This is a genomic window from Mycobacterium asiaticum (genome assembly GCF_001673635.1).
Classification (GTDB): Bacteria; Actinomycetota; Actinomycetes; order Mycobacteriales; family Mycobacteriaceae; genus Mycobacterium; species Mycobacterium asiaticum_C.
Window position 1 is genome coordinate 222,398 of record NZ_LZMH01000023.1, and the last position, 11,781, is coordinate 234,178.

Annotated in this window: 9 protein-coding genes and 1 pseudogene; 5 read left to right on the forward strand and 5 right to left on the reverse strand. The window is 68.1% G+C overall.

Going from position 1 to position 11,781, the window contains the following annotated elements:
* Positions 1-159: 159 nt before the first annotated feature.
* Complete coding sequence (locus tag A5645_RS06295; RefSeq protein ID WP_065036253.1) at positions 160-471, forward strand: helix-turn-helix transcriptional regulator; 312 nt, start codon at positions 160-162, stop codon at positions 469-471.
* On the opposite strand, the gene A5645_RS06300 is transcribed toward A5645_RS06295, so the two are convergent.
* Together A5645_RS06300 and pgfA are read right to left on the reverse strand one after the other, a co-directional pair.
* Positions 468-2,147 carry an MmpA family trehalose lipid delivery protein gene (locus A5645_RS06300; protein WP_436405471.1) on the reverse strand — a complete coding sequence of 560 codons (1,680 nt, stop codon included), beginning with the start codon at positions 2,145-2,147 and terminating at the stop codon, positions 468-470. The genes A5645_RS06295 and A5645_RS06300 overlap by 4 nt on opposite strands.
* A 4-nt stretch (positions 2,148-2,151) precedes the next feature.
* Positions 2,152-3,495 (reverse strand): cell envelope lipid trafficking protein PgfA, encoded by a 1,344-nt coding sequence (pgfA, locus tag A5645_RS06305; protein ID WP_172830475.1) that lies wholly within the window; start codon positions 3,493-3,495, stop codon positions 2,152-2,154.
* Positions 3,496-3,621: 126 nt separating this feature from the next.
* Between pgfA and A5645_RS06310 the strand changes: the two are divergent.
* Positions 3,622-4,834, forward strand: a pseudogene (locus A5645_RS06310) (acyltransferase family protein); the annotation flags it as partial.
* Positions 4,835-4,850: 16 nt separating this feature from the next.
* Here A5645_RS06310 and A5645_RS06315 read toward each other — a convergent pair.
* Genes A5645_RS06315 through A5645_RS06325 form a run of 3 tightly spaced genes read right to left on the reverse strand, consistent with a single transcriptional unit; the run spans position 4,851 to position 8,118 of the window.
* A complete protein-coding gene (locus A5645_RS06315) occupies positions 4,851-5,606 on the reverse strand; it encodes a PP2C family protein-serine/threonine phosphatase (protein ID WP_065036204.1) in 756 nt (251 codons plus the stop codon).
* The gene (locus A5645_RS06320; protein ID WP_065036203.1) at positions 5,603-7,141 is read right to left on the reverse strand and encodes an AMP-binding protein; all 1,539 of its coding nucleotides are present in this window, start codon (positions 7,139-7,141) and stop codon (positions 5,603-5,605) included. Before A5645_RS06320 ends, A5645_RS06315 begins: the two co-directional genes overlap by 4 nt.
* On the reverse strand, positions 7,138-8,118 hold the full coding sequence (locus A5645_RS06325; protein ID WP_065128927.1) for a phosphotriesterase family protein: 981 nt from the start codon (positions 8,116-8,118) through the stop codon (positions 7,138-7,140). The genes A5645_RS06320 and A5645_RS06325 overlap by 4 nt, the downstream gene beginning before the upstream one ends.
* Before the next feature lie 124 nt (positions 8,119-8,242).
* Between A5645_RS06325 and A5645_RS06330 the strand changes: the two genes are divergently transcribed.
* The 3 genes from A5645_RS06330 to A5645_RS06340 all read left to right on the forward strand — a co-directional run bounded on the left by A5645_RS06330 (position 8,243) and on the right by A5645_RS06340 (position 11,667).
* Positions 8,243-9,964: an acyl-CoA dehydrogenase family protein gene (locus tag A5645_RS06330; RefSeq protein WP_065128928.1), complete on the forward strand. Its 1,722-nt coding sequence runs from the start codon at positions 8,243-8,245 to the stop codon at positions 9,962-9,964.
* A gap of 64 nt (positions 9,965-10,028) precedes the next feature.
* Complete coding sequence (locus A5645_RS06335) at positions 10,029-10,721, forward strand: TetR/AcrR family transcriptional regulator (protein WP_065128957.1); 693 nt, start codon at positions 10,029-10,031, stop codon at positions 10,719-10,721.
* Positions 10,722-10,728: 7 nt separating this feature from the next.
* Positions 10,729-11,667: a R2-like ligand-binding oxidase gene (locus tag A5645_RS06340; protein ID WP_065036200.1), complete on the forward strand. Its 939-nt coding sequence runs from the start codon at positions 10,729-10,731 to the stop codon at positions 11,665-11,667.
* Positions 11,668-11,781 lie beyond the last annotated feature (114 nt).

Consider the following 11,781-nt stretch of genomic DNA (forward strand, 5'->3'; position numbering starts at 1 on the left):
GGACCGGGCGCTGATACGAAGTTTATATAGCGAAATATTCTTCATCAATAAATCTTCGTATGAGTTTGGCCAGAGAGCGGCGCAGCGGCGCGGCGCAAAACGCACGGGAATTTGCGAAACCGTTTACGCGAAAGAAGCAGTAGTAACATCACAAGTGTGATGGCTGGCAAGGCGGTGAATCAGGACGAGCGGCCCGACTCCGAACGCGGCTGGACATTCCTGACGAATCATGGCCACGTCCTGCTGTGCGTATCCCTGAGTGAGCCGTTGACCGCGCGCGAGTTGTCGCTGCGCGTGGGCATCACCGAGCGGTCGGTGCAGGCCATCCTGTCCGACCTCACCGGCGAGGGATACCTGATCAAGTCCAAGGCCGGCCGCCGCAACGTCTACACGCTCAACCCCGACGGCAGGTTGCGGCACCCGCTGGAGTCCGGTCACACCGTCGGCGAGCTCATCGACGCGTTGCGCTAGCGCCCGGCGCGCACCGAGCGCATTGCCGCGCCAGCACCGCTGACCAGGAGCAACCCCAGCCACGCCAGGTGCGCGATGATCGTCACCGCGACATCCGTCGAGGAAGCGCGGGCGGTGTCGCCGCCGATCCGGTACAAGGCCAGATCGCCGTCGCGGTAGACCGGCGGCAGCCCTCGAACGGTACGCGCTGCGGCGCCCACGTCGCCGGCGCTGTCCGATTCCACCACCAGCCACATCACCCCGGCCGCGGCCAACGCCGAGGGCTGCGGCCCGGACAGCAATAGCTCCTGGACGGCGCGGGCGTGCGCCCCCTCGCCAGGGACGGTGACCCCGGATATCACCAGATCGCCGGACGTCAGCACCTCCGCCCGGACCCAGCGGGGCAGCGGGTCGAGCACCGGCGCCCGCCCCGCCCAGGCAAAGCGCCGCATGCTCCCGGCCGGCAACACCGCCACCGTGCCGGGCTCCCGGTTGATCGCCGCCGCGACCGCCGCCCAACCCGGGGGATAGCGCACCGCCTCCACCTTCCCCCAGACGCCCCAGGCCAGGTCGGGCAACACCAGAATCAGCGCCGCGCAGCACACCGCCGCGGCAGGCCGAAGCCGTCGCCGCAACACGACGACCGCCCCCGCGCCGGCCAGTGCGTATCCCGGCATGGCCAGCGCCACCCACTTCTGGCCGTCGCGCAACACCCCGAACCCCGGCACCGCGTCGACCACCGACCGCAACAGCTGCAACCCCGCCCCGGTGGCCAGCAGCGCCGGACCCACCACCGCAACCACGGCCAGCACCAGCAGCGGCCGGGCCGCGGGCCGGCGCGCCACGTCCGGCAGCCCGACGGCCACCACGCCGAGCAGCGTCACAGTCGACAGGACCGCGAAAAGCGTTGCGCGCGAATCGGGTACGGCCTCGGCGTTCCAGATGCCGCCCAGGCCGGCCAGGCTGCCGAGGGTGCCCAGGCCGGGTTCGGCGCGCGGCGCGAACGCGTTCACCCCGAGCGCGTTGGCGGGCTGGTGCGCCGTCAACGACGAGCCCAGCACTGATGCCGTCAACCAGGGCAGCGCACCCAGCAGCGCAAAGCCCGACACCGCACCCGCACACACCCAGCGCGTCCGGCCCCGGCCCGGCGCGGCCACGCACACCAGGCCCGCCGCCGCCGCGAGCAGCAAACCCGTCGGGGTCAGCCCGGCCGCGGCGACCCAGAACGCCAGCGCGAAGAAGCCCGACCCACCGGACCGCAGCCCGAGCACCGTCGTCGCCACCCACGGCAGGCACCCGTAGCCGACCAGCAAGCTCCAATGGCCCTGCAGCAGCCGCTCAGCGACATAGGGATTCCAGATCGCCAGCGTCATCGCCACCAACTCGCCGGCGGGCCCGGCCGCGGGCAGCACCGCGGCGACCAGGCGCCCCGCTCCCCAGCCGGCCAGCCACAACCCGAGCACCAGCAGCGTCTTGACCACGATCCCGCCGTCGACCACCCGGGACACCAGCGCCACCGCGAAATCCTGCGGTGTCGCGCGCGGCGCCGCAGACAAACCCAGCGCGGCATCGGTCAGATACGACCGCGGCGTCGAAACCGCGTCGCGCAGCAGCAGATACCCGGGGCTCAGCAGCGGCGCGAGAACGAGCAGCGCCAGCGCCAGCGCGTAACCCGGCCGGGCCAGCCTGGCCCACACCCAGTTACGTCCGTTCGGTCGGGCCAGGGCTGGACGGACCCGGCGAACCCGGCGGCGTGGGACCCGGCTCCGTCGGGCCGGCCTCGGTCGGCGGATCCCGCGGCGGCGGCTCCGCGGAGGCGCTGGACGGTGGGTCGGCGGAGGCGCTGGGCGGTGGCGGTTCCTCCGCCAGCTCCGGACGCTGGGTGGGTAGTTTCTCGGTCTCGGCTTCGGCGCCCGGCACCGGTGGCTCCAGCCCACTGCGGCGCAGGAAGTCGGTGTCGTCACGGTCCAGGCTGGGGTCGGTCAGCGCGCTTTCGGTCCGCAGGCTGAACGACGCCAGCACGGCGCCACCGACCAGGGCGATCAAACCGGTGACGGTGAATGTGATCGGCAGGACCCGCGACCACAACGCCAGCCGGTCCCGCTCGTCGCGCGCGGAGTTCACTTGCGACTCGACCGTCTCGGGGGTGGAGGTGAGCTTGTAGTCGGCCAGCGTCACCTCGGGCTTGAGCGCGTCGCGGGCGTAGTAGTGGTGGGCCTGATCGGTTTCCTTGACGATGGTGCCGGACACCGGGTCCACCCAGAAGGTTCGCTTGGCGGTGTAGTAGCGGGTCATGGTGATCTGCTCGGCCGGGTCGCCAGGGATCCCCCACATTCCCGCGCTGGTGGTGATCTTGCGGTCCTCTTCACCGGCATACAGCGATGGGTAGGCGATCGGGGCTACCAGCTTGCCCTCACTGTTGACGCCCACGGTCTGGGTGAACCGGTAGGTGGTCAGACCGTTGACGTCCTCTTCGCCCTCATAGTTCGCGTCGAACGGCTTCTGCGCGATCGGGTCGAAATAGGGGTACGTCTTGCGTTCGGTGTTGAACGGGAAGCGGTAGGCCAGGCCCTCGTGGCGCAACGGAATCGCGGTGGGCGGGTTCTCGTCGCCGATTCCGCGCGGCTTCTGCACCGATCCGCCGGGGTGCGCCTCGTCCGAGACCGCCATTGCCGTCTTGCGGTTGAGGGTGACGGTGTCGACGATGGCTAACAGCAGCCCGCTGTCTTTCTGCTTGTCGCTGCGCCGGACCGAGCTGCCGACCTGAAGCGTCACCACCTCGGCGTTGGCCGGCGCTTCGACGCTGATTTGCTGCTGCGACACCAGCGGCACGTTTTGGTTGACCACCACGTGGTCACCGGACAGCGACGCCGCGTCCAAGGCGGTGCCGTTGCCCTCGCTGATCAGCGTCGCATCGATGTTCAGCGGGATCTTGGTGATCCGGCTGCTGGTATAGGTCGACAACAGCAGCGCGGCGATCAGCAGTGCGGCTCCGAGTCCGATTGTCCCGCATGCGGCGATGCGCAACATGACTGCTCGGTTCACGTTGCTGTGACCTCCTTCTGGTCTCCAAGAACGGATGACCCGCTATGACCTGACCAAGCAGCGAGGCAAACCCGTTTGACCCTAACAGCAGAATGTAAGGACCCGCCTGTGCGCGCCGAGTAGTGCGGTGTACCCGTACGACCACCCAACGAGCACGGGCAAACTGTCACCCATGAGCGACGAGCGGCAGGTGGGTGGCACCCGCAACTTCCTGCCCGCGGTCGAGGGTATGCGCGCGTGCGCGGCCATGGGCGTGGTCGTCACCCACGTCGCCTTCCAGACCGGCCACTCCAGCGGTGTGGACGGCCGGTTGTTCGGCCGCTTCGACCTCGCCGTCGCGGTGTTCTTCGCGCTGTCGGGGTTCCTGCTCTGGCGCGGCCACGCTGCGGCGGCCCGCGATCTCGCGCCGCGGCCGCGCACCGGTCACTACCTACGCTCGCGGGTGGTCCGCATCATGCCGGCCTACCTGGTCGCGGTGGTGGTGATCCTGACCCTGCTGCCCGACTCCAACCACGCCAACCTGACCGTGTGGCTGGCTAATCTGACCCTCACCCAGATCTACGTCCCGTTGACGCTGACCGGCGGACTGACCCAAATGTGGAGCCTGTCCGTCGAGGTCAGTTTCTACCTGGCCCTGCCGATCATGGCCTTCCTGGCTCGTCGGTTGCCGGTCCGCGCGCGCATCGGCGTCATCGCCGCCATCGGCGCGCTCAGCTGGGCGTGGGGGTGGCTGCCGCTGGCGGTGCTGGGCGGCGGACCGGGCGCCAACCCGGTGAACTGGCCGCCGGCGTTCTTCTCCTGGTTCGCCGCCGGGATGGTGCTTGCCGAGTTGGTGCACGGCCGGTTCGGCTGGGTGCACCGGCTGGCGCGGCGCAGGATCGTGATGGCGGTCATCGCGGTAACGGCCTATCTGGTGGCCGCCTCGCCGCTGGCCGGCCCGGCCGGGCTGGTGCCCAGTACGCCCGCGGAGTTCTCGGTGAAAACCGCGATGGGCTCGGTGGTGGCGTTCGCGTTGGTGGCACCGCTGGTGCTGGATCGGCTCGACACCCGCCACCGGCTGCTGGGCAGCCCGCTGATGGTGACCCTCGGCCGCTGGTCCTACGGCCTGTTCATCTGGCACCTGGCCGCGCTGGACATGGTGTTCCCGGTGATCGGCGCCTTCGCCTTCAACGGGCACATGCCCACAGTGCTCGCGCTGACGCTGGTCTTCGGGTTCGCGATCGCGGCCGTGAGCTACGCCCTGGTCGAATCACCGTGCCGGGAAGCGTTGCGCCGCTGGGAGAAACGCGAGAAGCGAGCCGAGACCACCGATGCCGAGGCCGACGCGATCGCGCCCTAGCGGCGCCTGGCCGTGCCTAGCCGTGCGCGATATTGATCACCAGCGCGGTGATGTTGTCGGGTCCGCCGGCCTCCCGGGCCGCCGCGATCAACGCCGCGCAGGCATAGCCGGGATCGGGGTTCGCATCCAGAATCTGCGCCAGCCCAGGCTCTTTCACCACGCCGTGCAGACCGTCGCTGCACAGCAGAATCCGGTCTCCGGGATGCAGATCCAGCGTGCCGGCATCGGCCCGCGCGGGCGGCTTCATGCCCATGTACTTGGTCACCACGCTGCGGGCCCGGTGCTGGCCGGTGTCCTCGGGGTCGACCTGGTGGGCGTCCACCAGTGCCTGCACCAGGGTGTGGTCGCGGGTGAGCCGCTGCAGCTGCTGGTCGCGGCGCAGGTAGGCGCGGCTGTCGCCCAGATGGGCGACCAACAGGCGCGAGCCGGCCATCAGCGCGGTCACCAGGGTGCTGTTGGCCCCGGCGTAGCGGGCATCGTCCTGTGCCTTGGCGTGCAGGTCATCGGAGAGCTCGGAGACCGCGCGGCCCAGCCGCTCGGCGGCATCCGGCTGATCACGCTGATCCATCGGCAGGTGATGAGCGACGTAACGCGGCAGCACATCGACCATGGTCTGGGCGGCCAGTGCCCCGTCCCGGCTGCCGCCCACCCCGTCGGCCACCATGAACAGCCACTGGTCGGCGTCCACTCCCCAGCGGTCCTGGTTCTCGTTTCGCTGACACCCCACATCGCTGAGGGCCGAATACTGCGCGTCCAACTGGGGCTGGTTCACGGCCGATCCTCCCGGGGTTGGCCAGAGTGTAGTCGTGCTACCACCTCATCACGTACAGCCGATCGGCGCGCCTTTCCGGCGTCGTCGCGCAACGGCGTGTCGACGAATTCCACGGTGCGGGGCACCTTGTAGGCGGCCAGATGCTCCCCGACGAACCGTTGCACCGCGGCAGCGTCCAGCTCCGATCCGGCGATGGTGTGCACCAACGCGTACGGCACCTGCCCCAGGTCCTCGTCCGGGACGCCAACCACCAAGCAGGACAACACGTCCGGATGCGCGGACATTGCGTTCTCGATCTCGGCGGGGTAGACGTTGCGGCCGCCGACGGTGAACATGTCGACCCGCCGGTCGGACAGGTACAGGAAGCCGTCGGCGTCGAAATATCCGAGGTCGCCCAGCGAGTCCCAGCCGTCCCGGCTCTTGGCCTTGACGCCGACGTAGCGGTAGGTCGGCGCGCTGCCCGGGCTGGGACGCATGTAGATCTCGCCGACCACGCCCGGCGGGCACGGGTTGCCGTCGTCGTCGAGCACCTTCATTTCCCCGGCCACCACCTGGCCGACCGAGCCCGGGTGGGCCAGCCACTGCTCGCCGTTGATGAAGGTCAGCGCCTGCAGTTCGGTGCCGCCGTACAGTTCCCACAGCGCCTCGGGTCCGAGCAACTTGATCCAGGCCTCTTTGACGGCCGGCGGGCAGGGCGCGCCGACGTGCCAGAAGCGCCGGATCGAGGACAGGTCATAGGAACCCGGGTCGGCGTTGTACACCGGCAGCACCCGCTGCATGATCGTCGGCACGGTGGTCAGGAAGGTGACCCGGTGCTCGGCGATCAGCCGGAGGAACTCGTGCGGATCGAACCGGGGCAGCAGCACCAGGTGGTGACGCATCAGCAGCGCCATTGTCGCGGTGGTGAACCCGGTGTTGTGGCTCAGCGGCACCGGCACCAGCGTGGTGTCGCCTTCCTGCGCGCCCAGGGGGTAGCCGATGGCGGCCGGCACGCGGCTGTCGCCGCCGGCCTCGATCAGCTTGGGGCGTCCGGTGCTGCCGCCGGAGGCCAGCGATTTCCAGGCCGGTGACACCGCTTCGGGCAGCGGCGCGTCCGACTGTGAGTTGTCAACGAAACCCGTTGGCACGCTGGGAATCTCACCTTGTCCGGATGGTGGCGACCCGTTGCGCCCGGCTACGCCGCGCTGACGATCACCACCGCGGGGATCGGCTCGCCCGACCAGCAGTGAGCGGGGTTTGAGCTCGAGCAGACCGGCAAACTCCGCATCCGGCATCCGCGGCGACAGCGGTTGCGGAATAGCGCCCAACTTCCAGCACGCTACCGTCGCCTGCACCCATTCGACTGAGTTCGGCAGCACGATGCTCACGTAGCTGCCTTGCGTGACACCCCGTTCGGCGTAGGCGCGCGCCAGTCGGTTGGTCGAGGCGTCCAGCTCGGCGCGGGTCAGGGTGTGCCCGGCGCAGGTGACCGCCGGCTCGTCCGGGGCGAGCTCGGCCAGCTGCGAGATCTGGGTTCCGATCGGCGCTACCGTCACTGATAGGCGCCCTGCCGATCGAAGATTTTGCGCGGGTTCTCGACGAGCATGGTGTGGATCTGCTCGTCGGTGACACCGCGCTCCTTGAGCGCCGGCAGCACGTCGTTGTGGATGTGCAGATAATGCCAATTCGGCGCCATCTGCGGCACCAGTTCCTCGGGCAGCGCGTCGAAGTAGCAGTTGGCGTCGTGCGAGAGCACCATCTTGTCGGCGTGCCCGCGCTCGCACATCTGCGCCACGATGTCGACCCGCTGTTCGAACGGTGAGATGACGTCGAGCCCGAACCGGTCCATCCCGAGGTAGGAGCCGGCGGCGATCAGTTCCTCGAGGTAACCCACGTCGGTGCTGTCGCCGGAGTGTCCGATGATGACCCTGGTGAGGTCCACGCCCTCCTCTTCGAAGATGCGCTGCTGCTCGAGGCCGCGCCGCAGCCCGGCGTGGGTGTGGGTGGAGATCGGCACCCCGGTGCGCTTGTGGGCCTGGGCGACGGCGCGCAGCACACGTTCGACGCCGGGCGTGATGCCGGGCTCGTCGGTGGCGCACTTGAGGATGCCGGCCTTGATGCCGGTGTCGGCAATGCCCTCTTCGATGTCGCGGACGAACATGTCGGTCATGATCTCCGGGCCGCCCAACAACCCGCCCGGGCCTTCGTAGTGGAATCGGAACGGGATGTCGTTGTAGGTGTAAAGCCCGGTTGCCACAACGATATTCAGCTCTGTCTCGGCGGCCACCCGGGCGATGCGCGGGATGTAACGGCCCAAGCCGATCACGGTGAGGTCGACGATGGTGTCCACGCCGCGGGACTTCAGTTCGTTGAGTCGGGTGATCGCGTCGGCCACCCGTTGCTCTTCATCCCCCCAGGCATCCGGATAGTTCAGCGCGATCTCGGTGGTCATGATGAAAACGTGTTCGTGCATGAGCGTGACGCCGAGGTCCGCGGTATCGATGGGTCCGCGTGTGGTATTGAGTTCTGACACGCCCTTGATGCTAGGTGGCCGCAGCGGCTTACCAACAGGGTCGTTTTATTCCGGCTCATCCGGTATTGCAGTACGGTCAACCCGTCCTGCCCACCTCCTGCCAGACCGCCCGGGAGCCCCTCTCATGCTGCTCAATCCCCACAACCTGCAACGCAAATATCCGGACGCCCGTTCGGGCGAGATCATGCAGGCGACGGTGGACTTCTTCGAAAGCCGCGGCAAGGCCAAGCTCAAGCACGACGACCACGAACGCCTCTGGTACTCCGACTTTCTCAACTTCATCGGGCAGAACCGGATCTTCGCGTCGTTGCTGACCCCCGCCGAGTACGGCGCCGCCGATCCAGCCGCGGCCGCTCGTTGGGACACCTACCGGATCAGCGAATTCGCTGAAATCATCGGCTTTTACGGCCTGAGCTACTGGTACCCGTTCCAGGTGACCGCCCTGGGGCTGGGCCCCATCTGGATGAGCGAGAACGAGGACGCCAAGCGCAAGGCCGCGGCTCAACTGGAGCAGGGAGAGGTGTTTGCGTTCGGCCTGTCCGAGCAAACCCACGGTGCCGACGTCTACCAGACCGACATGATCCTCACGCCTTCCGAACACGGCTGGACCGCCAGCGGCGAGAAGTACTACATCGGCAACGCCAACGTGGCGCGGATGGTGTCGACCTTCGGCAAGATCGCGGGCTCGTCGGGCAACCCCGACGAGTACGTCTTCTTCGCCGCCGACTCCCAGCACGACCGGTACGAGCTGAAGAAGAACGTGGTGAATTCGCAGAACTACGTGGCGAATTACGCACTGCGCGAATACCCGGTCACCGAAGCCGACCTGTTGCACCGCGGCATGGGGGCGTTCCACGCCGCGCTCAACACGGTCAACGTCTGCAAGTACAACCTGGGCTGGGGCGCCATCGGCATGTGCACCCACGCCTTCTACGAATCGATCACGCACGCCGCCAACCGGCATCTGTACGGCACCGTCGTCACCGACTTCAGCCACGTGCGCCGGTTGCTCACCGACGCCTACGTCCGGTTGGTGGCGATGCGGTTGGTGGCCAGCCGGGCCAGCGACTACATGCGTAGCGCGTCCGCCGACGACCGTCGCTACCTGCTGTACAGCCCGCTCACCAAGGCCAAGGTCACCAGCGAGGGCGAGCGCGTCATCATCGCGCTTTGGGATGTCATCGCGGCGAAGGGCGTAGAGAAGGACACCTTCTTCGAGACGGTGGCCCGCGAGATCGGGCTGCTGCCCCGGTTGGAGGGCACCGTGCACATCAACATCGGCCTGCTGGCGAAATTCATGCCCAACTTCCTGTTCGCGCCGGACACGGCGCTGCCCCTGATCGGTCGCCGCGACGACGCCGCCGACGACACGTTCCTGTTCAATCAGGGACCCACCGGCGGCCTGGGCAAGGTCCGCTTCCACGACTGGCGGGCTCCATTCGACAGCTACGCGCACCTGCCTAACGTCGCGTTGCTGCGCGAGCAGATCGACGTCCTGGCCGAGATGCTGGCCGCCGCCACTCCGGACGCCGCTCAGCAGAAGGACGTGGACTTCGCCTTTGGTGTGGGCCAGATCTTCGCGCTGGTGCCCTACGCGCAGCTGATTCTCGAGGAGGCACCGCTGTCGGGTGTGGACGAGGCGCTGATCGACGAGATCTTCGGGCTGTTGGTCCGCGACTTCAACAGTTACGCAGTCGAACTCAACGACAAGGCCGCGACCACCGACGAGCAGGCCCGGTTCGCGCTGCGGATGATCCGGCGCCCGACCAACGACCCGGCGACCTACGACAAGGTCTGGAAGGACTACGTGCTGCCGCTCAACGGCGCGTACGAAATGAATCCATAAATCCTTGACTGTGAGGTCCCTCACAGTAGTATGACCAGTGGTCATTCTGTTGGGAGGGGGCCTCATGCCGACGGTTACCTGGGCCCGTGTCGACCCGGCTCGCAGAGCCGCCGTCATCGAAGCCGCTGAGGCGGAGTTCGGCGCGCACGGCTTCTCCAACGGCAGCCTTAACGTCATCGCCCGGCGGGCCGGCGTCGCCAAAGGCAGCCTTTTCCAATACTTCGCGGACAAGCGCGACCTGTATGCATTCATCGCCGACGTGGCCAGCCAGCGGGTCCGCGGCTACGTCGAGGGCATCATCGCCGAGCTGGATTCCAGCCGGCCGTTCTTCGACTTCCTCACCGATCTCCTCGACGCCTGGGTGGCCTATTACGCCGAACATCCCCGGGAGCGCGCGCTGCACGCGGCGGCCACGCTGGAAGTGGACACCGACGCCCGGATCAGCGTCCGGAACGTCATCCACCGGCACTACCTGGAGGTGCTGCGGCCGCTGGTGACCGAGGCGCAGCGCCGCGGTGACCTGCGGGCGGACTCGGACACCGACGCGTTGTTGTCGCTGCTGTTGATGATCTTCCCGCACCTGGCGCTGGCGCCGTACATGCGCGGTCTGGACCCGATCCTCGGTCTGGACGAGCCCACCCCCGAGCAGCCGGCGCTGGCAGTGCGCAGGCTGGTCGCCGTCCTCTCCGATGCCTTCTCACCCCGCCGGTCGGCCGACAGCCCTGCGCGGCCCACCACGATCGCCCAAGAAAGGTAGGGATCACATGACACGAACCCGATCAGGCTCCATGGTGGCCGGCGGCCTCAACTGGGAAAGCTTGCCGCTCAAGCTGTTCGCGGGCGGCAACGCGAAGTTCTGGAACCCGGCCGACATCGACTTCTCCCGCGACCGGGACGACTGGGAGAAGCTGTCCGACCGCGAGCGCGATTACGCCACCCGGCTGTGCGCCCAGTTCATCGCCGGCGAGGAGGCGGTCACCGAGGACATCCAGCCCTTCATGGCGGCCATGCGCGCCGAGGGCCGGCTCGGCGACGAGATGTACCTGACCCAGTTCGCGTTCGAGGAAGCCAAGCATGTCCAGGTGTTCCGGATGTGGCTGGACGCCGTCGGCATGACCGGAGACCTGCACGGCTACCTCGACGACCTGCCGACCTACCGCCAGATCTTCTACGACGTGCTGCCCGATTGCCTCAACGCCCTGACCGACGACCCGTCACCGGCCGCCCAGGTGCGGGCCTCGGTCACCTACAACCACATCGTGGAAGGCATGTTGGCGCTCACCGGCTACTACGCCTGGAACAAGATCTGCGTCGAGCGCGGCATCCTGCCCGGCATGCAGGAGCTGGTGCGCCGCATCGGTGACGATGAGCGGCGCCACATGGCGTGGGGCACGTTCACCTGCCGGCGCCACGTCGCCGCCGACGACACCAACTGGACGGTGTTCGAGGACCGGATGAACGAGCTCATCCCGCTGGCGCTGCAGCTGACCGAGGACGGCTTCGCGCTCTACGGCGACGAGCCGCCGTTCGACCTGTCGCCGGCCGACATGCTGCAGTACTCCACCGACAAGGGCATGCGCCGGTTCGGCACCATCAGCAGTGCCCGCGGCCGTCCGGTCGGCGAGATCGACCTGGACTACTCGCCCGTGCAGCTCGAGGACGACTTCGCCGACGAGGACCAGCGCGCGCTGGCCGCCGTCTAACACCCCCTAGCTCCCCCTAGTCCAGTGGCGAGCAGACGCAGAATCGCACGGCGCGAGCGGTTTGCGTGCGATTCTGCGTCTGCTCGCGGGGGGCTGGGGCGGGGGTGGAGGCCG

Excerpts from the sequence above, each read along its gene's own strand:
- A5645_RS06335 (WP_065128957.1), top strand. The coding sequence starts at position 10,029 with ATGCCGACGGTTACCTGGGCCCGTGTCGACCCGGCTCGCAGAGCCGCC.
- A5645_RS06330 (WP_065128928.1), top strand. The coding sequence starts at position 8,243 with ATGCTGCTCAATCCCCACAACCTGCAACGCAAATATCCGGACGCCCGT.
- A5645_RS06340 (WP_065036200.1), top strand. The coding sequence starts at position 10,729 with ATGACACGAACCCGATCAGGCTCCATGGTGGCCGGCGGCCTCAACTGG.
- A5645_RS06295 (WP_065036253.1), top strand. The coding sequence starts at position 160 with ATGGCTGGCAAGGCGGTGAATCAGGACGAGCGGCCCGACTCCGAACGC.